Consider the following 23496-nt stretch of genomic DNA (forward strand, 5'->3'; position numbering starts at 1 on the left):
CCGAGAGTCATTCCAATGTTTGAGAGCCTTTCCGATCGCCTGTCGCAGAGCCTGCGTTCCATTACCGGCAAGGCGCGCCTGACAGAAGACAACATTCAGGACACCCTGCGCGAAGTGCGCATGGCGCTGCTGGAAGCGGATGTGGCGCTGCCGGTGGTCAAGGATTTTGTCGAGGCGGTGAAGCAGCGCGCCCTGGGCCAGGAGGTAATGAAGAGCCTGAGCCCGGGCCAGGCTTTCCTGCGGATTGTGCAGGCAGAGCTGGAAGCGGTCATGGGTTCCGCCAATGAGGGGCTCAACCTGGCGGTGCAGCCGCCGGCGGTGATCCTCATGGCCGGCCTCCAGGGTGCGGGCAAGACCACCTCGGTGGCCAAGCTGGCGCGCCTGCTCAGGGAGCGGGAAAAGAAGTCCGTCACTGTGGTCAGCGCCGACGTCTACCGGCCCGCGGCGATCAAGCAACTGGAGACGCTGGCCGCCGAGGTCGGAGTGGACTTCTTCCCCAGCCAGCCCGAGCAGAAGCCGGTGGACATTGTGCTGGCGGCGATGAATCACGCCCGTATCCGCTTCAGCGATGTGTTGATCATCGACACCGCCGGCCGCCTGGCCATCGACGAGGCCATGATGGCCGAGATCGCCGAGCTGCACCGGGTCAGCAAACCGGCGGAAACCCTGTTCGTGGTCGATGCCATGACCGGCCAGGACGCGGCCACCACGGCCAAGGCCTTTGGCGAGGCCCTGCCCCTGACCGGGGTCATTCTCACCAAGGTGGATGCGGACAGCCGTGGCGGTGCCGCCCTGTCGGTGCGCACCATTACCGGCAAGCCGATCAAGTTTCTGGGGGTCGGGGAGAAGACCCAGGCCCTGGATCCGTTCCACCCGGACCGGCTTGCGTCGCGCATCCTCGGCATGGGCGATGTGCTCTCGCTGATCGAGGAGGCGGAGCAGAAGGTCGACAAGGACAAGGCCGAGCGTCTGGCGCGCAAGGTCAAGAAAGGCGGCCGCTTCGACCTCGAGGATTTCCGCGACCAGCTCCAGCAGATGAACAACATGGGGGGGGTCACCGGCATGCTGGACAAGCTGCCGGGTATGGGCAACGTGGCGCAGATGGCGCAGCAGAATCTGGATATGAAGATGTTCGCCCGCATGGAGGCGATGATCAACTCCATGACGCCCCGGGAGCGCCGCAATCCCGACATCATTGTCGGCTCGCGCAAGCGTCGTATCACCAAGGGCTCCGGCACCCAGGTACAGGACCTCAATCGCCTGCTGAAGCAGCACAAGCAGATGCAGAAGATGATGAAAAAGATGAAGGGCGGGGGCATGGAAAAGATGATGCGCGGCCTCGGCGGCATGATGCCCCCCGGCGGCGGCTCCGGTGGCGGCTTCCCGTTCCGGTAAGTCGTTAGCAACGCTGAAGATTTCAGCCCGCGAGGGCTTTTAAAACCCGCTGAAGTTCCGTATGATACGCCACCTTTGCGGCCGTGGTGCCGGTAGTTGCCGTGGCTATGGCGGAAACTTGGCCGCAGATCACGACTCATTATCAGGAATTAACAGAATATGGTAACAATTCGTCTTTCTCGTGGTGGTGCCAAGAAGCGCCCGTTCTATCACCTGACGGTAACTGACAGCCGCAAGTCACGTGACGGCCGCTTCATTGAGCGTGTGGGTTTCTTCAATCCCGTCGCTCGCGGCCAGGAAGTGCGTCTGCAGGTGAACGCCGAGCGCGTCGCCTTCTGGCAGGGCCAGGGTGCGCAGCTGTCCGAGCGCGTCGCCAAGCTGGTCAGGGAAGCCGGCACAGCCGCCTGAGCCGGTGCGGGTGGCATGAGTGAACCGGCTGCCAGCGACCGACTCGTAATTGGCCGGATAACCGGCTGCTACGGGATCAAGGGCTGGGTCAAGATTCACTCCTACACCGAGCCGATGGAGAACTTCCTCGACTTCGGTGGCTGGATGGTAGAGCGTCGCGGTGGCCTGGAGGCCGTGGATTTCGATGTCGGTCGGCGTCAGGGCAAGGGTTTGGTGGCGCACATCCGCGGAGTTGATGACCGCAACCAGGCGGAGGCTTTCCACGGCCTTGAAGTCAGCGTTGAGGGCGGTGTGCTGCCCGAGCTGGAGGAAGGCGATTACTACTGGCACCAGCTGCAGGGCATGCAGGTCTGGTGCGGCACGGAGAACGGTCAGGTACTGCTCGGCGAAGTGGACTACCTGATTGAAACCGGTGCCAACGATGTGCTGGTGATCAAGCCCTGTGAGGGCAGTATCGACCAGCGGGAGCGGCTCATCCCCTGGCTTCCCGGCACCACCGTGAGACAGGTGGACGAGGCGGCAAAGAGGATCGAGGTAGACTGGTTCCCGGAGGATTAGGGAGCGAGGCGGCGGAGGCGTGAGGGCACATGCACATAGCGGTAGTGACCCTGTTTCCGGAGATGTTCAACGCTGTCAGCGAGCACGGGATCACCGGCCGCGCGGTGCAGCAGGGAGTGCTGGGCTTAAGCCACAGCAACCCACGCGAGTTTACGCAGGACCGCCATCGCACGGTGGATGACCGCCCCTTTGGTGGCGGTCCCGGCATGGTGATGAAGGTAGCCCCCCTGGAGCAGGCCATCGCGGCCGCCAGGGAGCAGGCCGGGGCGCGCAGCCGCGTGATCTACCTGTCGCCGCAGGGGCAACGGTTTGATCATCGCAAGGCGGTGAGCCTGGCGCAGGAGTCGGCGCTGGTGCTGGTGGCGGGCCGCTATGAGGGTGTGGATGAACGCCTGATCGAGAGCGAGATCGACGAAGAGCTCTCCATCGGCGACTACGTCCTGAGCGGCGGCGAGCTGGCGGCGATGGTGGTGATAGACGCCGTGATCCGCCAGCTGCCAGGGGTTTTGGGGCACGAGCTGTCGGCGCAGGAGGACTCCTTCGCGGACGGTCTGCTGGATTGCCCGCACTTCACCCGTCCCGAGGAGTACCGGGGCAGGACAGTGCCGGACGTATTGCTCAGCGGGGATCACGAGAAGATCCGCCGCTGGCGCCTGAAGCAGGCACTGGGCCGCACGCTGGAGCGGCGCCCGGACCTGCTTGGGGGCAGGGCGTTGACGCCCGAGGAACAGGAGCTGCTGGCGCTGTATCGCCAGGAGCGGGGTTTGGCTTAATTTGCTAGCTGTGAAGCTAGGCACGGTAAACGACAGGAGCGCACCATGAGCACCAACAAGATTATCTCTCAGCTTGACGCTGAACAAATGCAAAAGGATCTGCCCGAGTTCAGCCCCGGTGACACCGTGGTCGTTCAGGTCAAGGTCAAGGAAGGCACCCGCGAGCGTCTGCAGGCCTTCGAAGGCGTCTGCATCGCCAAGCGCAGCCGCGGACTGAACTCAGCGTTCACTGTGCGCAAGATCTCTCACGGGGTCGGCGTCGAGCGTACCTTCCAGGCCTACAGCCCGCTGGTCGACAGCGTCACGGTCAAGCGCCGCGGCGATGTGCGCCAGGCCAAGCTGTACTACCTGCGTGAGCTGTCTGGCAGGGCGGCGCGGATCAAGGAAAAGCTCACCGCCCGTTGAGGCGCGAGGAATTCCCATGAAAGCGGCCTACAGGCCGCTTTTTTGCGTCTGGCGTCTGCGTTGGGTGCTACGGTCCGGCGCCCGGAGGTCCAGGCAGGGGCCGGCCGGACACGCCGTGTATACATCCATGTAGGCTCGGATGCGACATCCATGTCGCATACGGTCCGGCCAACCCCTGCCCGGACCTCCGGGCTCAGTTCGGAGTAGCCCGAAGCTCGGTAGCCACATACTTACTCTCACGGCTTCCGTGGTAATCTTGCGCGATGCCCGCAACTCATCCTGATATTGAGCACTATATTGACGCCATGTGGATGGAGCGGGGGCTTAGTGACAATACGCTGAGTGCCTATCGGCGGGATCTGAGTCAGTATCAGGCGTGGTTGGCGTCACGTGGCAGTGGAATCCTTCGCGCAGATCGGGTGGATCTGCAGAGCTATCTGGGCGCGTGTTTGAAGAAGGGGCAGTCGCAGCGGTCGACGGCGCGCTTTATGTCCTGTGCGCGGAGTTTTTACCGGTTTCTGCTGCGCGAGGGTCGGCTGCAGGTGGACCCGACCCTGGACGTGGACAGCCCGAAGCTGGGGCGGCCGCTGCCGAAGTCGCTGTCGGAGCAGGATGTAGACAAACTGCTGGCGGCACCGGATACAGAACTGGCGTTGGAATTTCGCGATCGGGCGATGCTGGAGCTGCTGTACGCCTGTGGCCTGCGGGTATCGGAGTTGACCGGGCTGCAGTTGGTGCAGGTGAGTCTGAATCAGGGTGTGGTGCGGGTTTTTGGCAAGGGCAGCAAGGAGCGGCTGGTGCCGATGGGGGAGGAAGCCCTGAGCTGGCTGCAGCGCTTTTTGGCCGGGCCGCGGTCGGAACTGCTCAAGGGCATACCCTGCGATGTTGTCTTTCCCAGCCGCCGCGGGAGGCAGATGACTCGCCAGACGTTCTGGTATCGTATTAAAATCTACGCCCGGCGCGCGGAGATCAACAAGCCGCTGTCTCCGCACACGTTGCGCCATGCCTTCGCGACCCATCTGCTGAACCACGGCGCGGATCTGAGGGTGGTGCAGATGCTGCTGGGCCACAGCGACCTGACGACCACGCAGATCTACACCCATGTGGCGAAGCAGCGGATGCAGGAGCTGCATGCGAAGCATCACCCCCGTGGCTGAGGAACTTGTACGTCTCGGCGCGCTCCAAACGGGCGCGGCGAACAGAATCCTGTCGGCTCAAGCGGCAGCAACCAGAGGATAGTCCATGTTCAACCGAGTTTTCATTGTCGCAGCGATAGTTGCACTGTCCGCAGTCTCCCTGGTCGCCCGGGCAGCCGATCCGGTGCCGGCGAAAGTGGCTGACTCCCTGCGCCAGATGCTGGAGAGTCCCGCCACCGGCCTCAAGGTAGCCAGTATCGAAGCCAGTGAAATTGTCGGCATGTACGCGGTGCAGTTCGAGCAGGGTCCGCTGGTCTACGCCAGTGCCAACGGCCAGTTTTTCATCGTCGGCGACCTCTTTACCGTCGGTCCGGCGGGGTATGTCAATCTGGCGGAAAAGCGCCGCGATGGCATGCGCGCCGAGGAATTGGCGGCGTTGGATCCTGGCGACATGATCATTTTCCCCGCCGAAGGAGAGACCAGGTCCCATATCACCGTTTTCACTGACGTCACCTGTTTCTACTGCCAGAAGCTGCACCGGGAAGTGCCGGCGCTGAACAAGCGCGGGGTGGAGGTGCGCTACCTGGCCTATCCGCGCGCCGGCATGGAATCCGAGGGCTACCGCAAACTGGCGACCGCCTGGTGTGCGGATAATCCGTCGCTCATCCTCACCCGTCTCAAGAATGGCGAGTCGGTGCCGGACAACGTCTGCAAGGGCACACCCATAGCCGACCAGTACCAGCTGGGGCAGTCTCTCGGCGTTCGCGGCACCCCGGCAATCGTCACCGCCAGCGGGCAGATGATCCCGGGCTATCAGTCCGCTGACGAGCTGATGGTCACCCTGGGCTTGCAGTAACCACAAGCAGCCCGGCAGCGTCCTCCGGCAGCCTTGCCAGGAGAGTGCGTTGACAGTGCAGGTCGTACTCAGTACTGTTTGCCACCTTTTTGAGATCGCGGCCCGTCGTCGGCCGCCCGAGCGAGTTCCCGAGCCGTGGAAGACCAGTTTCAGCGCATTCAGCGCCTGCCACCTTATGTGTTCAACATCATCGGTGACCTCAAGCAGAAGGCGCGCGCCGCTGGCCAGGATGTGATCGACTTCGGGATGGGTAATCCCGATCAGCCAACCCCCGGCCACATCGTCGAAAAAATGGTCGAGACCGCCCGGCGCGGCGACACTCACCGTTACTCCCAGTCCAAGGGTATCCCGCGCCTGCGCAAGGCTATTTGCGACTGGTATCAACGGCGCTATAACGTCACCCTGGACCCGGCCAGCGAGGCCATTGTCACCCTGGGCTCCAAGGAGGGGCTGGCGCACCTGGCGCTGTCGACCACCGGCCCCGGCGACGCCATCCTGGTGCCCAACCCCGCCTACCCGATCCACCCCTACGGCTTCGTGATTTCCGGCGCCGACATTCGCCACGTGCCCATGGGCGGCAATGAAGAGGAATTCTTTCAGGAACTGGAGAACGCCATCCGCAACAGCTGGCCACGGCCGAAAATGCTGGTGCTCAGCTTTCCGTCCAACCCGACAGGACAGGTGGTTGAACTGGATTTTTTCGAACGCGTCATTGCCGTGGCCCGGGAACACCAGATCTGGGTGGTGCAGGATCTCGCCTATGCCGACCTCTGCTTTGACGGCTACGTGGCGCCCTCGATCCTGCAGGTAGAGGGTGCGCGCGACGTCGCCGTGGAATTCTTCAGCATGTCCAAGAGCTACAATATGCCCGGGTGGCGAGTCGGCTTCTGCTGCGGCAATAAAGAGCTGGTCGGCGCCCTGGGGCGGATGAAGTCCTACCTGGACTACGGTATGTTTACCCCGATCCAGGTGGCGGCCATTGCCGCCCTGGAAGGTGACCAGACCTGCGTCAGCGAAATTACCGCCATGTACAAGTCGCGGCGGGACGTACTCTGCAGTGGCCTCAACGCCCTGGGCTGGCCGGTGACACCGCCGCGGGCCACCATGTTTGTCTGGGCCCGGATTCCTCCTGCCTATCAGGAGCTGGGCTCCATCGAATTCAGCAAAAGGTTATTGCAGGAGGCTCAGGTCGCGGTATCCCCCGGCGTCGGTTTTGGCGAATACGGGGAGGGCTTCGTCCGCTTCGGCCTGATTGAGAACGAACATCGCACCCGCCAGGCGCTGCGCAACATCAAGCGCATGTTCCGCAATAACGGACACGCCTGAACCCATGAACACCACCGAAACAGAGACAGGGAATTTCCACGTGCAACCGGTAAAAATAGGTATCTGCGGCCTCGGCACCGTCGGCAGCGGCACATTCAATCTGCTGCGGGAGAACGCCGAGGCGATCGCGGCGCGGGCCCAGGCCCCGCTGCAAATCGTTCATGTCGGCGCCCGCCGCGACAACCCGGCCTGCGACCTTGACGGCGTGCGGGTGAGCCGGGATATTTTCGCGCTGGTGGCGGACCCGGAAGTGGATGTGCTGGTGGAACTGATCGGCGGCACCACGGTTGCCCGGGAACTGGTGGCAGCGGCAATCCGCGCCGGCAAGCACGTGGTTACGGCAAACAAGGCACTGATCGCCGAGCACGGCAACGAGTTGTTCGCGCTGGCGGCGGAACACAACGTGGCAGTGCGCTACGAGGCGGCCGTCGCCGGGGGCATTCCCATCATCAAGGCCCTGCGCGAAGGGCTGGCCGGCAACCGGATCGAGTGGCTGGCGGGCATCATCAACGGCACCGGCAACTTTATCCTCAGTGAGATGCGTGAGCACCGCCGGGAATTTTCCGATGTGCTGGCAGAAGCGCAGGCTCTGGGCTACGCCGAGGCAGACCCGACTTTTGATGTGGAGGGCATCGATGCCGCCCACAAGCTGGTGATTCTGGCGTCCATCGCCTTTGGTATCCCGCTGCAGTTCGCTTCGGTCTACACCGAAGGTATTTCCGGGCTCACTCCCCAGGATCTCGACTACGCCGAGGAGCTCGGTTACCGGGTGAAGCACCTGGGCATTGCCAAGCAGGGCGACCAGGGTGTGGAACTGCGGGTGCACCCCACGCTGATTCCCGAAGACCGGCTGCTGGCCAACGTCAATGGGGTCAAGAATGCGGTCCTGGTCGAGGGCAGCGCGGTAGGTCCGACGCTTTACTATGGCGCGGGCGCCGGTGCCAAACCTACGGCCTCGGCGGTAGTGGCGGATCTGGTGGATCTGGCGCGGGATCTGAGCGCAGGCCAGGTCAGCCGGGTGCCCTCCCTGTCATTCTGCAACGAGTCCCTGCGCGACCTGCCGATTGTGCCCATGGCCCGGGTGGAAACACCCTGGTACCTGCGTATGGAGGCCGAGGACCGCGCCGGTGTACTCTCGAAGATCGCGACCATCTTCAGCGATCAGGGCATCAGCATCGAGGCCCTGATCCAGAAGGCGCCCGCGCCGGGACAGGCGACAGTGCCGCTCATCGTTCTCACCAATCGGGCGGCCCAGGGCAAGGTGGATGAAGCGGTAGCCAAGATTGAGGCACTGGACACGATTGCGGGCAAGGTCGTCCGGATACGGGTTGAAGTTCTGGACGGTTGACGGGAGCGAACGTGAAATATATCAGCACCCGGGGGCAGGCCCCGGTATTGAATTTTGAACAGGTACTGCTCACCGGGCTGGCGTCCGACGGCGGCCTGTACGTGCCCGAGACGCTGCCGCAGTTCAGCCGCGAGGAGATCGCGGCCATGGCCGGCATGGATTATCCGCAGCTGGCGCAGCGCATCATCGAGCCGTTTGTCGAAGACAGCATTCCCGCCGAGGACCTGCGGCAGATCATCGCCGATACCTATGCCGTGTTCCGCCACAATGCGGTCGCGCCGCTGGTACAGATTGGCCACAACCAGTGGGTGCTGGAGCTGTTCCACGGCCCCACCCTGGCGTTCAAGGATTTTGCGCTGCAGCTGCTGGGCCGCCTGCTGGACTACGTGCTGGAGCGCCGGCAGCAGAAAGTGGTAATCATGGGTGCGACCTCGGGCGATACCGGCTCTGCGGCGATTGAAGGTTGCAAGCGCTGCAAGAACATCGACATCTTCATTCTCCACCCCCATGAGCGGGTGTCCGAGGTGCAGCGTCGACAAATGACCACGGTGGTGGGCGACAACATCCACAACCTGGCGGTGCAGGGCAACTTCGACGACTGCCAGGCCATGGTCAAGGCCACCTTCGGCGACCGCAGTTTCCTCCCGGAGGACCGTGGCCTGGTGGCGGTGAATTCCATCAACTGGGCCCGGATCATGGCCCAGATCGTGTACTACTTCTACGCCGCCGTCGCTCTGGGCGGTCCCGCGCGGCCGGTGGCGTTTTCCGTCCCGACCGGCAATTTCGGCGATATCTTCGCCGGCTACCTGGCGCACAAGATGGGGCTGCCGGTGGCCCAGCTGATTATCGCGACCAACCGCAACGATGTGCTGCACCGGGTGATGACCACGGCGACCTATGGCCGCCAGTCCCTGGAGCACACCCTGTCCCCGAGCATGGATATCACCGTCTCCAGCAACTTCGAGCGCCTGCTGTTCGACCTTTACGATCGCGACGGCGCCGCCGTCAGCGCACTGATGCGGGACTTTGACCGGGGCGACATCCACTTTTCCGAGGCCGCCATGGCCCGCGCTCGCGCCCTGTTCAGCAGTTACCGGGTGCCGGACGAGGAAACCTGCGCCCAGATCGCCTCGACCTGGCAGGATTGCGAGTACCTTCTGGACCCCCACAGCGCGATCGGGGTGAAGGCGGCGCTGGCCTCTGGTATTGGCGATGGCATCCCGGTGGTTACCCTGGCGACCGCCCACCCCGCCAAGTTCCCACAGGCGATCCAGCGCGCCGGTATCGTCGCCGAGCCCGCGCTGCCCCTGCACCTGGCTGACCTGTTTGACCGCCGCGAGCGCTTTGAGGTGCTGCCAAAGGATCTGGCGGCGGTACAGGCCTTCATGGCGAACCACCTGGGCGCCTGAGCGCCCGTGCTGAGCCGCAGACTCGCGCGCCGCACGGCCAAACCGGCCCCGGGCCTGGTACAGGCCGGGCTACACCCGCTGCTGGCCCGGATCTACTGTGGCCGCGGCGTCACCGACCCCGGTGAGCTCAAGCTGTCCCTGCAGGAGCTGTTGCCGCCCGCGGAGCTGCAGGGGGCCGCGGAAGCGGCGGTGCTGCTGGCGGACGCCATCGCCGCCGACAAGCGCCTGCTGATCGTCGGTGACTTCGACGCTGACGGCGCCACCAGCACCGCACTCGGGATCACCGCCCTGCGCGCTCTCGGCGCAGGCCATGTGGACTACCTGGTACCCAACCGTTTCGAATATGGCTACGGCCTGACCCCGGAAATCGTCGCGCTCGCAGCGGGGCGACAGCCGGATTTGATCATCACTGTCGACAACGGTATCTCCAGTATGGAGGGCGTGGCGGCGGCCCGCGCCCTGGGCATCGCCACCCTGGTCACGGACCATCACCTCGCCGGCCGCGAGCTGCCGGCGGCGGATGTCATCGTCAATCCCAACCAGCCCGGCTGCGCCTTTCCCAGCAAGGCGATGGCCGGGGTCGGAGTGATTTTCTACGTCATGCTGGCACTGCGGGCCGAGCTGCGGGCGCGCGGCTGGTTTGCCAGCCAGAGCCTGCCCGAGCCCAACCTCGCCGGCTGTCTCGATCTCGTGGCTCTGGGTACGGTGGCGGATGTGGTGCCGCTGGACCGCAATAACCGGATCCTGGTGGCGGCGGGCCTGCAGCGTATCCGCAGCGGCCGCGCGCGGCCGGGAATCGCTGCCCTGCTGGAGGTGGCCGGCCGCGAGGCCGCCAGCGTCGTCGCCTCAGACCTCGGCTTCGCCGTAGGGCCGCGCCTCAATGCCGCCGGCCGGTTGGACGACATGTCGGTGGGTATTGAATGCCTGATCGCGCCCTCCGCCGGCAGCGCCCGGGACTACGCCGGGCGCCTGCAGCAGCTCAACCAGGAGCGGCGGCAGATAGAACGGGGCATGCAGCAGGAAGCACTGTCGCTGCTGGAGAACCTGCCGCTGCAGGCGGAGGACGGCAGCCCACCGGCGGCCATCGCCCTGTACGAGCCACGCTGGCACCAGGGCGTAATCGGCATCCTCGCCTCCCGGGTCAAGGACCGCCTGCACCGCCCCACTATCGTCTTCGCCGACGCCGAGCCCGGTGGCGATGAACTCAAGGGTTCGGCTCGCTCAATCAACGGTATCCACATCCGCGATGTGCTGGATGCGGTGGCTACCCGCAATCCCGGGCTGGTCACCCGCTTCGGCGGCCATGCCATGGCGGCGGGCCTGAGCCTGCCGAAAGCTCATTACCCGGCCTTCGCCGAGGCCTTCATTACAGAAGTCGCACGACACGGTCGTGACCTGGACCTGGAGGCGGTGCTGGAATCCGACGGCGAACTGGCTGCCGATGAGTTTGACCTGACACTCGCCGAAACCCTGCGCTTCGGCGGGCCGTGGGGGCAGCATTTCCCGGAGCCGCTGTTCGACGGCCGCTTCCGCGTGGTGCAGCAGCGCCTGGTGGGCGAGCGGCACCTGAAGCTGGTGCTCGGACTGTCGGGCGGTGAGGTGGTCGATGCCATCGCCTTTAATGTCGACCTCGACGTGTGGCCGGACCCGGCGCAGGAATGGGTCGAGGCGGCGTATCGGCTGGACGTCAATGAGTTTCGCGGGCGGCGGTCATTACAGTTGGTTATTGAGCAGTTGCAACCGGTGGAGTGAGCAGTTCTCCCATACTGCTCGCTTCGTTTTACCGGCAGCGATGAGCGTGAACGCGTGGCCGCTCATGCTCTGGTAAAATGTTGGCCATTGTAAACATTGTCTAAATGGATGACCGATGGAAGTTCAACTATTGAAGTCTCTAAGCGATGCGCTCTATCCATCGCAATCGGTGCATCAGGAGAAGATTGAGGGGCACTTCGGTGATGCCTTGCTGCGTCCGCTGTCGCCTCCAGAGCAGCATGAGCTCAACAGCCTCGACCTTTTTTTTGTGGTGTTCACTAACCGGTCTGGCTCGACCTACCTCACTGAGTTGCTACACCTTGCAGGGGCGGGAATCCACCCCCGTGCCGAGCAGTTCAATGAATCCAGTGTGCTCGATAAAGTCAGGAATGAATCTATCCATACATTCACCGATTATGTGCTGAGTAGTGTTCGCGAACAGCAAGAGAATGGGAGAGTTGGCTTCAAGATTAGCGCGGCCCAGCTTTTCTGGCTGACCCGGCTGGGATTTTTACCGAATTTTCGATCAGTACGCCTTATTCACAGTTTACGGGAAGACCGTATTGCTCAGGCGGTATCACATGTCAAAGCGAGAGCCACTGGGCAGTGGCACACGCTAATGCCCCTCAAAAACAGCCAGCCAGTACCGTACTCACGCAGGGAAATGCTGAAGTGCCTGCGGGGGATTAGCCGTAGCCAGGAGCTTTGCAATTATTACTCCAGTATCCATCAGCCCCCACGGCTTGATGTGGTCTATGAGCGAGTACTGGAAGATCCCTACAGAGAGCTGCAGCGTATGGCGAACTTCCTCGGTATTGCAGGCTTCCGAGCCAAGCGGGTTAAACTGGATGCCGTCGTAATTCAGCAACAGCGCGACCAAGAAAACGAGCGATTGTCCAATATCTTCAAGGAAGAATTCGGATTTACTGGATCCTGCCCGGTTTCCACGGAAGGTTTGAGTGCCCCGGCAAACCTTCGGTCGCGCTTGGCTGCTCGTTTACGCACACGAGGATTGTGGCAACGCTCAAGATAGTTGAGCCAACATCGAATAGACGGAGTCCTGAGCGATCGCCCCAGGTGCCCCGCGTTGATTCGGGGGGCGGGGGCTTCGATACGGACTTGGAGGGCGTCGGTGCGCCCACCCAGTCCCCTTAGTGGCCAGCCCCTAAGTCCGAGCATGTCGCCCTTTTGGCAGCCTGACGGCTGCAGCGTCGCTCTGGCACGGGAAGATCCTTTTTCTCCATTCCGGGCGCATGCGGCGCGCGTTCCTGCTGTGTTCTAGCGCTGCCGTTTGGCCGCGGACATCGTTATTGGGTTTGGCACCTACCATGGCGAAGGCAGTGTTGCAGCCTGCCTGTTCCCACTTTCAGGGCTGGAGGTTGGCAGCCTCTAAGACGGGACGGTAGGCGCACCGACGCCCTGCAAGTCCGAAAAAGGACATTCCCGCCCCGGATCAACGCGGCGGGCAGGCCGGTACCAAGGCAGGTTGTCAGTGGAGCTTGGGGCAGGGCAGGTGGGAACCAGGCTGCAATGCTTCATCAGTGCACCCTTGAGACGGGGTCCTGAGCGATCGCCCCAGGTGCCCCGCGTTGATTCGGGGGGCGGGGGACCCCCGGTTCCCGGAGCGACGCAGCGGCCATCAGGCCGCCTCGCGAACGAAGCGATCCCGAAGCGATCCCGCAGCGACCGAGCAGCGGTTAGACCTGCAACCCCCGCCTGCGGTACACTGCGCGCCATTTTCCGCAGGACACCAGGCACATGCTCGAGATCAATCCGCTGTTAACCACCCTCAAGGATATCGAGGCGCGCACCGGCGTGCTCAGGGGGTATCTTTGACTTCGCCAACCGCAAGGACAGGCTGGCGGAAGTAGAGCTGGAGCTGGCTGAACCCAGCGTCTGGGATGACCCCGATAGAGCCCAGGAACTGGGTCGCGAACGTTCGTCGCTGGAGCAGATTGTGTCGACCATCGAGAAGCTGGAGGGCGCTACCGGCGATGCCGCTGACCTGCTGGAGCTGGCAGCAGTAGAAGATGACGAGGGTACGGTTGCCGCGGTGAAGGCGGACATTGACCGCCTGGTCAAACTGCTGGAGCAAATGGAATTCCGCCGCATGTTCAGCGGTGAAATGGACCCGGCCAATGCCTTTCTCGATATCCAGGCCGGCTCCGGTGGCACCGAGGCCCAGGACTGGGCGGAAATGCTGCTGCGCATGTACCTGCGCTGGGGCGAGGCCAGCGGCTTCAAGACCACCCTGATCGAAGTGTCGGAAGGGGAGGTGGCCGGGATCAAGAGCGCCACCATCCAGTTCGAGGGCGAATACGCTTTTGGCTGGCTGCGCACGGAAACCGGTGTCCACCGCCTGGTCCGCAAGTCACCCTTTGACTCCGGCAACCGCCGCCATACCTCTTTCGCCTCGGTGTTCGTGGCGCCGGAAATCGACGACGACATCGAGATCGACATCAATCCCGCCGATCTGCGAGTCGACACCTATCGCTCCAGCGGCGCCGGTGGCCAGCACGTGAACAAGACTGACTCCGCGGTGCGGCTCACCCACAACCCCAGCGGGGTGGTGGTGTCCTGCCAGACCGAGCGCTCCCAGCACCAGAACCGCGACCGGGCAATGAAGTTGCTGCGCGGCAAGCTGTATGAACTGGAGGTGCAGAAGCGCAACCAGGTCAAGCAGGCGACCGAGGACAGCAAGGCGGATATCGGCTGGGGCAGCCAGATCCGCTCCTATGTGCTGGACCAGTCGCGGATCAAGGACTTGCGCACCGGCGTCGAAACCAGCAATACCCAGGCGGTGCTGGACGGCGATATCGACCAGTTTATTGAGGCCTCGCTGAAAAAGGGGCTGTAGGACAGAGCATGAGTGAGCAGGACCAGGCCCCCCGCGGCCCCGAGGAAGAGAACAAGCTGATCGCTGAGCGGCGCGGCAAGCTGACGCAGCTGCGGACGCAGCGCAACCCTTTTCCCAATGACTTCCGCCGCACCGGCCTCGCAGGTGACCTGCAGCGGGAGTATGGCGGCAGTAGCAAGGAGCAGCTGGAGCAGGAAAATCGCCATTACGCGGTAGCGGGGCGCCTGATCCGCAATCGCGGCGCTTTTTTGCTGATCCAGGATGGCTCCGGCCAGGTCCAGTTCTATGTAAACCGCAAAGTGCTGGACGAGGCCACTCTGGCCGAGATCAAGAGCTGGGACCTCGGGGACATCGTCTGTGCCAGTGGCCCCATCCACAAGTCCGGCAAGGGCGATCTCTACATCAACATGGAGCAGGCCCGGCTTTTGACCAAGGCCCTGCGCCCGCTGCCGGACAAGTACCACGGTCTGGCGGACCAGGAGCTGCGCTACCGCCAGCGCTATGTGGACCTGATCGTGAACCCGGACTCCCGGGCAGTATTCCAGCTGCGCTCGAGGATTGTGCGGTTCATCCGCGATTACATGGACGGCCGCGGGTTCATGGAGGTCGAGACCCCCATGATGCAGGTGATTCCCGGTGGCGCGGCGGCGAAGCCTTTTGTCACCCACCACAACGCCCTGGACCTGGACATGTATCTGCGCATCGCACCGGAGCTGTACCTGAAGCGGCTGGTGGTGGGCGGTTTTGAGCAGGTGTACGAGATCAACCGCAACTTCCGCAACGAGGGCCTGTCGACCCGGCACAATCCCGAATTCACCATGCTGGAATTCTACTGGGCCTACGCCGACTATCGCGATGCCATGGACCTGACCGAAGACATGCTGCGGCAATTGACCGCCACGGTGCTCGGCAGCACCACCGTTGAATATCAGGGCTCGACCTACGATTTCTCCCAGCCTTTCACCCGGATTTCAGTGTTTGAATCGATCCTCCACTACAACCCGGATATTGCGACGGCCGAACTGGCGGACGAACAGGGCGCGCGCGCCATCGCCACCGGGCTGGGCATCCACCTGAAAGACAGCTGGGGCCTGGGCAAGGTGCAGATCGAGATCTTCGAGAAGACGGTGGAGCACCGGCTGGACCAGCCTACCTTTATCACTGCTTATCCCACCGAGGTGTCACCGCTGGCGCGGCGCAGTGACGAGGATCCTTTCGTTACCGACCGCTTCGAATTCTTTGTCGGCGGGCGGGAAATCGCCAACGGCTTCTCCGAGCTCAACGATGCCGAGGACCAGGCCCAGCGTTTCCGCGACCAGGTGGCGGAAAAAGAGGCCGGCGACGAAGAGGCAATGCATTACGACCACGATTACGTGCGCGCGCTGGAGTATGGCATGCCGCCGACCGCGGGCGAGGGCATCGGCATCGACCGCCTGGTCATGCTGTTGACCGACTCTCCCTCGATTCGCGATGTGCTGCTGTTCCCGCACATGCGTCCGGAGTAGGTGTACCGCGCTCGGCTTCGCCCCTGCTATGGTGGATGTTACACTCGCCCCATGACGACCTGCGCAAGGACATCCCCCGTGACTGCACTCCTGCCCCCGCTGCTGGCGGTCGGTATCGTGTTGCTGCTGTCGGCCTGCGTGACCGCGCCGGAGCCCTCCGAAGCGCCGGTCGCCGAACCGCCCGTCGAGGCGGCCCCGGCGGCCCCCGCGCCGGAGCTCACCCTGAACCTGCCGTCGCGCGAGCAGTGCCAGTGCCAGCCATCGCCGGAACGCGACCTGACCTTCCTCGAGCGCGGCTATCAGGCACTGAGCCAGGGCGATGCGGTCACAGCCCTGCAGCATTTTCAGCGTTACAAGCGTCTGGAAACGGTGGCCGCGGCCCAGTGGGAGGCGGACGTCGCCATTGCTTATCTGGCCATGCTGCCAGACAGTCCACTCTACGACCACGATGCCGCTGAACAGAGTTACCAGGCCCTGGCCCGGCGCCTGTTGCCGGACATGCAGGTACACGCCACCGCGCTGTTGATGCGCGACTCGCTGGCGGCTTTTGCCCTGCTGAACCGGCATATCGCCGATCTGGAAAGCAGCAATGCCACGCTTACCGAAGACCTGGCAAAGCGCGAGGAAGCAATCAGGCGGCTGCGGGAGTTGACTCTGGGGCAGTCGCGGGGATCTCAACCGTAAACTCGGCCCCCTTCCCCAGCGCACTGCTGACGTTTATTTTCCCGCCCATCAGCTCGCAGTACTCGCGACAGATCGCCAGGCCGAGGCCGGTGCCGCCGTAGTTGGCGCTGGTGGTGTTGCCAGCCTGGACGAAGGCTTCGAATATCCTTACCTGCTCTTCCTCATTCATGCCAATGCCGGTATCCCTGACACTGAACGTAAGCCAGGCGCCCGGGCCGCTGCCGGTTGCGCTGGCGGTCAGGTAAATGTCCCCATCGTTGGTGAACTTGCAGGCGTTGCTCAGCAGATTCAGGAAGATCTGGCGAAACCGGGTTGCATCCGAGTACAGCGTTGGCAGGGCAGACCAGTCTGTCGGCAGGTGCAGCCTGTTGTCCTTCTCCCGCAGCAGCGGCGCCATGGAATCGGCGACCTGGCGGAGTATGTCAGCAGCGGCGAAGTGCTCGCGGTGCAGGGCCATCTTGCCGGTCTCGATTTTCGACAGGTCCAGAATGTCATTGATCAGTGCCAGCAACTGGCGGCCGGAGCGTACGATTTTCTCCAGATCACGCTGGAACTGCGCCCGGTCCACCTCGCCGGTATCATCCAGCTCATCGTGCAGCATTTCGCTGTAGCCGATGATGGCGTTCAGCGGCGTACGCAGTTCGTGGCTGACGTTGGCCAGGAAGCGGCTTTTGGCGGCGTTGGCATCGTCCGCGCCATCCTTGGCCTGGCGGACCTCTTCGATTGCGTTGCGCAATTTGTCCGACATGTCGTTGAATGCGGTCGCCAGTTCACCGAGTTCCCCACGGTCTTCGATACCGACGATGCGGTAGTCAAGATCGCCGCTGCCGATACGCTGGGTGCCGCGCTTGAGCCGTTTCAGCGAGCGATTGGTATAGCGCAGCAGGAAGAAACCCAGCAGGACAGTGAGGAAGATAGAGGCGACAAAGCCGATGACGGTGATTCTATCGGTCAGGGCGATGGTGCGGTCAATGAGGCTGGCCCGCTGCACCGCGATGAACGCCTGGCGCTGCTCGAGCTGGCGCAGGTGTTCCAGGGTCTCGACAAAGGGTAGGGGGTCGTCCATGTCGTCGCGAAACTCGGGATCGTTGTACCTGCGGTAGAACTCCAGCCAGCTGGCCAGCAGGTATTCGCCGGCCTGTTGCAGGCGCTGGTACTGGGGCTTGGTTACCTCGCTGCTGAGGTCGCCCAGCTCGCGCAGCTTGTCACTGATGGTGGCGATGTCGGCCTCGGCGCGCTCCAGCTCCGCTGCTTCGAGCTTGTCCCCCGTGGTCTCGCGCAGGGTCGCCAGCACCAGAATCTGCTGGCGCTGGTTTTCCAGCAACTGGGCGGCGTCGGTGGACAGCTGGGCTGCGGTCACGGAACTGCGATAGGCGAGCATGCTTTCCTGGCGCGCGTAGCTGCCCCAGAAGTGGGTGCCGACGTTGATGGCAAACAGTGCCAGGATGGTGCACAGCGACAGGGTCAGGCGGCGGCGCAGGCTCACGAGGCGGTCAGTCTCCGGATTTTGGCCAGCAGTTCGGGAAAATCGATGGGCTTGGTGGCGTAATCGTCGCAGCCAGCGGAAAGAGCACTGCGGCGGTCCGCGTCCATTGCGTGGGCGGTGAGGGCAATAATCGGAATATCCCGCAGCCGGTCGTCCGCCCGCGCCGCACGGCAGGCGGTCCAGCCATCCATCACTGGCAGGTTCATGTCCATCAGCACAAGTGCGGGCCGGGCGCTCGCCATCAGCACCAGTGCCTGTTCACCGTCGGCGGCGGTAATCACCGCGAAGCCGGCCCGGGTCAGGCGCCGGGTCAGCATTTCGCAATTCAGTTCGTTGTCTTCCACCAGCAGTATCGGCCCGCTCTCAGCCATGGTCGGCCTCCTGGATCCGCTGCACCAGGACCGATTGCTCAATGCCCCGGATGGCGAGTTCGCGGCGGTTACTCAGGATATAGGTTCCCTGCAGCTTGCTGGCGGTGCTGTCGGAAATCAGGATTTCGCCGCCCTCGCAGTGGTCCTCGATGCGCGAGGTGACATTCATGGGGTGGCCGACGAAGCCGTATTTACTGCGCCGTTCGGAACCGATATTGCCGGCGATCACCGAGCCCGTATTGAGGGCGATGCCGGTGGTCAGTTCGGGCAGGCCAGCGGCCCGATTGTCGGCGTTGATACCCGCCATGGCCGCCTGCATGGCCAGGGCGCAGCGCACCGCCCGGTCGGCGTCATCGTCCCGATGCTGGGGCGCACCGAACACCGTCAAAATGGCGTCGCCGATAAACTCGTCAATGGTGCCACTGTGGGCCATGATGATGTCGGTCATGGTGCCCAGGTAGCGGTTGAGCATGGCGACCACGTGCTGCGGGGCCAGCTGTTCGCTCAAGGTGGTAAAGCCGCGGATGTCGGACATCATGATGGTCACTTCCCGCAGGTCGCCGCCCAGCTCCAGCCCTTCGGGCCGTTCCAGGATCTCGGTGACGATCTCATCCGACAGATAGCGGCCGAAGGTGGCGCGGATGAATTTCTCGTTGCGCTCCAGCTGCTGCCGGTACTGTTCCTCGCGGTCGTGCCAGCGTTTGCGCTCAATGCCGGCCTTGATCCTGGCCTGCAGCAGTACCGGGTTGAAGGGCTTGAACAGGTAGTCGTCGGCGCCCGCCTCGATGCAGGCGATAATACCGTCCATATCCTGGCTGCCGGAAATCACGATTACCGGCGTCGCCCGCCATTCCGGGTGCTCCTTGATTCGCCGCAGCACCTCGCGGCCGTCCATGTCCGGCATCATCAGGTCCAGCAGGACTACATCGACGTCGGTTTCGGTGAGGGTCTGCAGTGCTTCCGCACCGCTCGCTGCGGTGACCACCAGGTGCCCGGAGCGGGACAGATAGCGCGCGACCAGCTCCCGGTTTTCCTGCAGGTCGTCAACCGCGAGGATGAAGCCGGGTTCGGCCGCTATGGTGCGCCGCTGTGGTGCCGGCGGCGGGGTGTCCGCACCGTTGTGCGCGGTGTGCACGGCCCGCAGCAGACGCGCCAGGCTGTCGCCCAGGACCGTGGCCTCGGCACCGATGTCCTCCTGCAGCATCTCGGCATAGCCGCGGATGGCGGCCAGGCTGTTCATCTGGTCGTGGTGGCTGTCGCTGACCGCGGTTGCCAGCTGCCGCTCCAGGGTGGTGGCGGCCTGGAACAGGCGCCGCAGGTCATCGTGTACGGCGCTGTCCAGGGCCGCGCCATCCGCGTCCGCCTGTGCCTTCAGTTCGCTGACGGTGCGCAGGAGCATCTGGCTCCAGGGGGCGGGGGTGTGGCTGCTGTCGGTGCTCACAAGTGGGCGGATCCCGGGGTCGCGGATTGGCTTGCAGTATAGCGATGCTGACTTTACTGTGGAAACCGGCTTTTCATTCGTTATAGATACAGGGCGCACCAGCGTGGCTGTACCCGGGTGACTGTATCGGCCTTTCGCGCGTGCGTTTCGGTCGGAAGTTGAGGTACTATGGCCCTGAGGGCTTCAGGGATCAGGCTTTTCATGGGGCAGGTATAACAGGCATGTTGCAGCAAGTAGAAATCTTCCAGGGTCTCTCCCGGGAGGAGCTGGATGCGCTGGCAAGCAGCAGCACCAGCCGTTCCTTTCCAAAAAATACGGTGGTCATCCACGAGAACGACCCGGCCGACTCCCTTTTCATCATCGAGAGCGGCAAGGTCAAGGTGTACTGTAGCGACAAGAACGGCAAGGAGTTCATCATGAACACCCAGGGCGCCGGCGACTATTTCGGTGAACTGGCCCTGCTGGACGACTCCCTGCGCTCCGCCTCGGTACGCACGGTGGAGAAGTGCACTTTCTGCATCATTTTCAAGGAAGACTTCAACCGGGTTCTGGACGATCACCCCAGCATTGCCCGCAAGCTGATCAGCAACCTGGCCCAGCGGGTACGCAAGCTGACTGCGGACGTCAAGAGCCTCGCCCTGCAGGATGTCTACGGCCGGGTGGCCAACGTGCTGATGGACCTGTCGGAAGAGCGCGGTGACGGCACGCTGTTTATTCCGGAAAAATTGACCCAGCAGGACATCGCTGACCGTGTCGGCGCCTCCCGGGAGATGGTGGCGAGGATCCTCAAGGATCTCACCATCGGCGAGTACATCCGCTTCGAGGGCCGCCACATCATCATCAATACGCGGCTGCCGGCCAAGTATTAATGCTATGACCCTAGCGCTGTTTTACTTCCAGACGTAACCGGCCCCTGGCCAATCGGGCGTCCAGCAGGTCGCCCGGGTTTACCTCTTCCGCGTCCCGAACCACCTGCCCAGCGCCATCTGTGAGGATGCTGTAACCCCGGTTCAGGGTTGCCAGTGGGCTCACCGAGTCCAGCAGCTGCGCCATGTGGGCCAGCCGCGTGGCCGCGTCCTGTAGCTTGCTGCCCATGCCCCGCTGCTGTCTCTGCTCCAGCCTTGCCACCTGTTCCTGCAGGTTCCTTAACCGGGTTTCCGGCGAGCGCGCCTGCAGGCGGCTTTCCAACAACAGCAGGCGGCTGCGCTGGTCTCGCAGCAGGGTTCGCTGGGCGCGCCGCAGGCGCTGTTCCAGATCATCCAGGCGCTGGGCCTGTTCTCGCAACAGGTGTCCGGGGTGGCGCAGGCGCTCACCCAGGTGCAGCAGTTCCCGCTTTGCCTGGCGCAATCTGATCTGGATGCGGCTGGCCAGGTTCTGCTCCAACTGCGCCAGCCGGGCGCTCCACTCGCGCTGGTCCGGGCTCAGTAGTTCCGCCGCCGCCGAGGGCGTCGCGGCGCGCTGGTCGGCTACCATGTCGGCGATGCTGAGGTCGATTTCATGGCCAACGGCGCTCACCACCGGCAGGCTGCTGGCGACGATGGCGCGGGCCACGATCTCCTCGTTGAAGGCCCAAAGATCCTCCAGAGAGCCACCGCCGCGGGTCACCAGCAGCGCGTCCAGCTGCACCAGGCCCTGTGCCTGCCAGCGATTGGCGCGTTCGATGGCGGCGCGGATCTCCCCGGCAGCGGTTTCGCCCTGTACCGGCACCGGTAACAGCAGCACTTCCATGGCCGGACAGCGCCGCCGCAGCACTGTCAGCACATCGTGAATCGCCGCACCGGTGGGGGAGGTGATGACGCCCAGCCGGTCTACCTGGGCGGGCAGCGGGCGCTTGCGTGCCGCCGCGAAAAGCCCCTCGGCCTGCAGCTTGTCCCGCAGCCGCTCAAAAGCTGCCTGCAGGGCACCGGCGCCTGCGTGTTCCAGGTATTCCACGATGAGCTGGAACTCGCCGCGGCCCTCATACAGGGATACCCGGCAGCGCAGGCGGATGGCCATGCCGTTCTCCGGCGTCACCCGCATGTGCTGGTTGCGGTTGCGGAACATGGCGCAGCGCACCTGGGCCGCGCTGTCCTTGAGGGTGAAGTACCAGTGGCCGGAGGAGGGGGCGGCGAAGTTGCTGATCTCGCCTTCAACCCAGAGGAAGTCGAAGTGGCTTTCCAGCAGGCGCCGCGCTTCCCGGTTCAGCTGGCCAACGGTCAGGGTGGGCGGAGTGTCGGAAACTGGGCGTTGCAGCACGGACTCTGGTTTACCTGTGAGGGGCAGAAGATTTATAATTGCATGTTTAGCTGTAACTCGCCAGCCGGAGAGACCCATGTTGCGAATCGCCCAGGAAGCCCTGACCTTTGATGATGTGCTGCTGCTGCCCGGCTATTCGGAGGTGATTCCCAGCGATGTCTCCCTGCGCACCCGGCTGACCCGCGCGATCGAACTGAATATCCCGCTGATGTCCTCCGCCATGGATACCGTCACTGAAGCCCGGTTGGCCATTGCCATGGCTCAGGAGGGGGGTATCGGCATCATCCACAAGAGCATGACCATCGCCGAGCAGGCCGAGGAAGTGCGCCGGGTCAAGAAGTTCGAGAGCGGCGTGGTCAAGGATCCGATCACCATCCAGCAGGATGCCACCCTGGCGGAACTGCGTGAGCTCACGGGCGCCCACGGCATCTCCGGGGTGCCGGTGCTGGACGGCGAAGATCTGGTCGGGATTGTTACCCGCCGCGACACCCGCTTTGAGTCCAATCCGGCCAAACTGGTGTCCGAGATCATGACCCCCCGGGACAAGTTGGTTACGGTCAAGGAGGGCGCCAGCTCGCTGGAGGTGCAGCGCCTGCTGCACCAGTACCGCATCGAGAAGATCCTGGTGGTCAGTGACAAGTTTGACCTCCGCGGCATGATTACGGTGAAGGATTTTGACAAGGCGGAAAGCTTCCCGCTGGCCTGCAAGGATTCCTACGGCCAGCTTCGGGTCGGCGCTTCGGTGGGCACCAGCCCGGATACCGACGCCCGGGTCGCCGCCCTGGTTCGTGCCGGGGTGGATGTGCTGGTGGTGGACACCGCCCACGGCCACTCCCGCAACGTGATCGAGCGGGTGCGCATGATCAAGCGCGACTTTCCCTCAGTCCAGGTCATAGGCGGCAATATCGCCACCGGTGCCGCCGCGCTGGCGCTGGTCGAGGCGGGAGCGGATGCGGTGAAGGTCGGCATCGGCCCGGGCTCTATCTGTACCACGCGGGTTGTGACCGGCACCGGTGTGCCGCAGATCACCGCCATCTCCAATGTGGTCGAGGCCCTGGAGGGCCGCGATATCCCGGTGATCTCCGACGGCGGTATCCGCTTCTCCGGCGATATCGCCAAGGCCCTGGTGGCCGGCGCCTACTCGGTCATGATGGGTAGCATGTTTGCCGGTACCGAAGAGGCGCCGGGCGAAGTCGAGTTGTTCCAGGGCCGCACCTACAAGGCCTACCGCGGCATGGGCTCGCTGGGTGCCATGTCCCGCACCCAGGGCTCCGCCGACCGCTATTTCCAGGATGCGGGCAAGGGCACCCAGAAGCTGGTGCCCGAGGGCATCGAGGGCCGGGTGCCCTACAAGGGCCCGGTGTCGGCCATTATCCACCAGCTCATGGGTGGGGTGCGCTCCGCCATGGGGTACACGGGCAGCTCTACCATCGACGACATGCGCACCCGGCCCGAGTTCGTGCGCGTCACCTCCGCCGGCATGTCCGAAAGCCATGTCCACGATGTCTCCATTACCAAGGAAGCGCCCAACTATCCCGTGCGCTAGGGCCG

21 protein-coding genes are annotated in these 23496 nt (G+C 63.6%); 17 read left to right on the top strand and 4 right to left on the bottom strand.

What is annotated here, in order from left to right:
* The first annotated feature begins 15 nt into the window (after positions 1–15).
* The 15 genes from ffh (at position 16) to Q6D67_RS10040 (ending at position 16412) form a co-directional block, all read left to right on the top strand.
* Positions 16–1395 carry a signal recognition particle protein gene (ffh, locus tag Q6D67_RS09970; protein WP_304705460.1) on the top strand — a complete coding sequence of 460 codons (1380 nt, stop codon included), beginning with the start codon at positions 16–18 and terminating at the stop codon, positions 1393–1395.
* Between the two features lie 159 nt (positions 1396–1554).
* Entirely contained in the window at positions 1555–1803 is a 249-nt protein-coding gene (gene rpsP, locus Q6D67_RS09975) for a 30S ribosomal protein S16 (RefSeq protein ID WP_304705461.1), read from the top strand.
* Between the two features lie 15 nt (positions 1804–1818).
* A complete protein-coding gene (gene rimM / locus Q6D67_RS09980; RefSeq protein ID WP_304705462.1) occupies positions 1819–2361 on the top strand; it encodes a ribosome maturation factor RimM in 543 nt (180 codons plus the stop codon).
* 29 nt (positions 2362–2390) lie between these two features.
* Positions 2391–3134 (top strand): tRNA (guanosine(37)-N1)-methyltransferase TrmD, encoded by a 744-nt coding sequence (gene trmD / locus Q6D67_RS09985; protein ID WP_304705463.1) that lies wholly within the window; start codon positions 2391–2393, stop codon positions 3132–3134.
* 45 nt (positions 3135–3179) lie between these two features.
* Entirely contained in the window at positions 3180–3539 is a 360-nt protein-coding gene (gene rplS, locus Q6D67_RS09990) for a 50S ribosomal protein L19 (RefSeq protein ID WP_304705464.1), read from the top strand.
* A 263-nt stretch (positions 3540–3802) separates the two neighbouring features.
* Positions 3803–4696, top strand: coding sequence for a site-specific tyrosine recombinase XerD (gene xerD / locus Q6D67_RS09995; protein WP_304705465.1), 894 nt, complete (start codon positions 3803–3805; stop codon positions 4694–4696).
* 85 nt (positions 4697–4781) lie between these two features.
* Positions 4782–5531, top strand: a complete 750-nt coding sequence (locus Q6D67_RS10000; RefSeq protein ID WP_304705466.1) for a DsbC family protein — start codon at positions 4782–4784, stop codon at positions 5529–5531.
* Positions 5532–5666: 135 nt separating this feature from the next.
* On the top strand, positions 5667–6857 hold the full coding sequence (alaC, locus tag Q6D67_RS10005) for an alanine transaminase (RefSeq protein ID WP_304705467.1): 1191 nt from the start codon (positions 5667–5669) through the stop codon (positions 6855–6857).
* 4 nt (positions 6858–6861) lie between these two features.
* A complete protein-coding gene (locus Q6D67_RS10010) occupies positions 6862–8205 on the top strand; it encodes a homoserine dehydrogenase (RefSeq protein ID WP_304705468.1) in 1344 nt (447 codons plus the stop codon).
* Between the two features lie 11 nt (positions 8206–8216).
* The gene (gene thrC, locus Q6D67_RS10015; RefSeq protein WP_304705469.1) at positions 8217–9614 is read left to right on the top strand and encodes a threonine synthase; all 1398 of its coding nucleotides are present in this window, start codon (positions 8217–8219) and stop codon (positions 9612–9614) included.
* A 9-nt stretch (positions 9615–9623) separates the two neighbouring features.
* The gene (gene recJ / locus Q6D67_RS10020; protein WP_304705580.1) at positions 9624–11366 is read left to right on the top strand and encodes a single-stranded-DNA-specific exonuclease RecJ; all 1743 of its coding nucleotides are present in this window, start codon (positions 9624–9626) and stop codon (positions 11364–11366) included.
* A 115-nt stretch (positions 11367–11481) separates the two neighbouring features.
* Positions 11482–12399: a Stf0 family sulfotransferase gene (locus Q6D67_RS10025; RefSeq protein ID WP_304705470.1), complete on the top strand. Its 918-nt coding sequence runs from the start codon at positions 11482–11484 to the stop codon at positions 12397–12399.
* Between the two features lie 725 nt (positions 12400–13124).
* A protein-coding gene (prfB, locus tag Q6D67_RS10030; RefSeq protein WP_304705471.1) for a peptide chain release factor 2 occupies positions 13125–14223 on the top strand; the annotation gives its coding sequence in 2 pieces (ribosomal slippage) (positions 13125–13199 and positions 13201–14223; 1098 coding nt in all).
* Positions 14224–14231: 8 nt separating this feature from the next.
* Positions 14232–15728, top strand: a complete 1497-nt coding sequence (gene lysS / locus Q6D67_RS10035; protein WP_304705472.1) for a lysine--tRNA ligase — start codon at positions 14232–14234, stop codon at positions 15726–15728.
* 78 nt (positions 15729–15806) lie between these two features.
* On the top strand, positions 15807–16412 hold the full coding sequence (locus tag Q6D67_RS10040; protein WP_304705473.1) for a hypothetical protein: 606 nt from the start codon (positions 15807–15809) through the stop codon (positions 16410–16412).
* On the opposite strand, the gene Q6D67_RS10045 is transcribed toward Q6D67_RS10040, so the two are convergent.
* Genes Q6D67_RS10045 through Q6D67_RS10055 form a run of 3 tightly spaced genes read right to left on the bottom strand, consistent with a single transcriptional unit; the run spans position 16360 to position 19710 of the window.
* Positions 16360–17898, bottom strand: coding sequence for a HAMP domain-containing sensor histidine kinase (locus Q6D67_RS10045; RefSeq protein ID WP_304705474.1), 1539 nt, complete (start codon positions 17896–17898; stop codon positions 16360–16362). The genes Q6D67_RS10040 and Q6D67_RS10045 overlap by 53 nt on opposite strands.
* A complete protein-coding gene (locus tag Q6D67_RS10050) occupies positions 17895–18269 on the bottom strand; it encodes a response regulator (protein WP_304705475.1) in 375 nt (124 codons plus the stop codon). The genes Q6D67_RS10045 and Q6D67_RS10050 overlap by 4 nt, the downstream gene beginning before the upstream one ends.
* Positions 18262–19710 (bottom strand): adenylate/guanylate cyclase domain-containing protein, encoded by a 1449-nt coding sequence (locus tag Q6D67_RS10055; RefSeq protein WP_304705476.1) that lies wholly within the window; start codon positions 19708–19710, stop codon positions 18262–18264. The genes Q6D67_RS10050 and Q6D67_RS10055 overlap by 8 nt, the downstream gene beginning before the upstream one ends.
* 221 nt (positions 19711–19931) lie before the next feature.
* Here Q6D67_RS10055 and Q6D67_RS10060 point away from each other — a divergent pair, with 221 nt between their 5' ends.
* A complete protein-coding gene (locus Q6D67_RS10060; protein WP_304705477.1) occupies positions 19932–20579 on the top strand; it encodes a Crp/Fnr family transcriptional regulator in 648 nt (215 codons plus the stop codon).
* A 10-nt stretch (positions 20580–20589) separates the two neighbouring features.
* On the opposite strand, the gene xseA is transcribed toward Q6D67_RS10060, so the two are convergent.
* Entirely contained in the window at positions 20590–21942 is a 1353-nt protein-coding gene (xseA, locus tag Q6D67_RS10065) for an exodeoxyribonuclease VII large subunit (protein WP_304705581.1), read from the bottom strand.
* Positions 21943–22021: 79 nt separating this feature from the next.
* Between xseA and guaB the strand changes: the two genes are divergently transcribed.
* The gene (gene guaB / locus Q6D67_RS10070) at positions 22022–23491 is read left to right on the top strand and encodes an IMP dehydrogenase (RefSeq protein WP_304705478.1); all 1470 of its coding nucleotides are present in this window, start codon (positions 22022–22024) and stop codon (positions 23489–23491) included.
* Positions 23492–23496 lie beyond the last annotated feature (5 nt).

Origin of the sequence: Haliea sp. E1-2-M8 (assembly GCF_030649675.1) — a bacterium.
Lineage (GTDB): Bacteria > Pseudomonadota > Gammaproteobacteria > Pseudomonadales > Halieaceae > Haliea.

What these genes read in the sequence shown, in the direction of transcription:
- ffh (WP_304705460.1), top strand. Translation starts at nt 16, where the DNA reads ATGTTTGAGAGCCTTTCCGATCGCCTGTCGCAGAGCCTGCGTTCCATT.
- rpsP (WP_304705461.1), top strand. Translation starts at nt 1,555, where the DNA reads ATGGTAACAATTCGTCTTTCTCGTGGTGGTGCCAAGAAGCGCCCGTTC.
- rimM (WP_304705462.1), top strand. Translation starts at nt 1,819, where the DNA reads ATGAGTGAACCGGCTGCCAGCGACCGACTCGTAATTGGCCGGATAACC.
- trmD (WP_304705463.1), top strand. Translation starts at nt 2,391, where the DNA reads ATGCACATAGCGGTAGTGACCCTGTTTCCGGAGATGTTCAACGCTGTC.
- rplS (WP_304705464.1), top strand. Translation starts at nt 3,180, where the DNA reads ATGAGCACCAACAAGATTATCTCTCAGCTTGACGCTGAACAAATGCAA.
- xerD (WP_304705465.1), top strand. Translation starts at nt 3,803, where the DNA reads ATGCCCGCAACTCATCCTGATATTGAGCACTATATTGACGCCATGTGG.
- Q6D67_RS10000 (WP_304705466.1), top strand. Translation starts at nt 4,782, where the DNA reads ATGTTCAACCGAGTTTTCATTGTCGCAGCGATAGTTGCACTGTCCGCA.
- Q6D67_RS10010 (WP_304705468.1), top strand. Translation starts at nt 6,862, where the DNA reads ATGAACACCACCGAAACAGAGACAGGGAATTTCCACGTGCAACCGGTA.
- Q6D67_RS10025 (WP_304705470.1), top strand. Translation starts at nt 11,482, where the DNA reads ATGGAAGTTCAACTATTGAAGTCTCTAAGCGATGCGCTCTATCCATCG.
- lysS (WP_304705472.1), top strand. Translation starts at nt 14,232, where the DNA reads ATGAGTGAGCAGGACCAGGCCCCCCGCGGCCCCGAGGAAGAGAACAAG.
- Q6D67_RS10050 (WP_304705475.1), bottom strand. Translation starts at nt 18,269, where the DNA reads ATGGCTGAGAGCGGGCCGATACTGCTGGTGGAAGACAACGAACTGAAT.
- Q6D67_RS10060 (WP_304705477.1), top strand. Translation starts at nt 19,932, where the DNA reads ATGTTGCAGCAAGTAGAAATCTTCCAGGGTCTCTCCCGGGAGGAGCTG.
- guaB (WP_304705478.1), top strand. Translation starts at nt 22,022, where the DNA reads ATGTTGCGAATCGCCCAGGAAGCCCTGACCTTTGATGATGTGCTGCTG.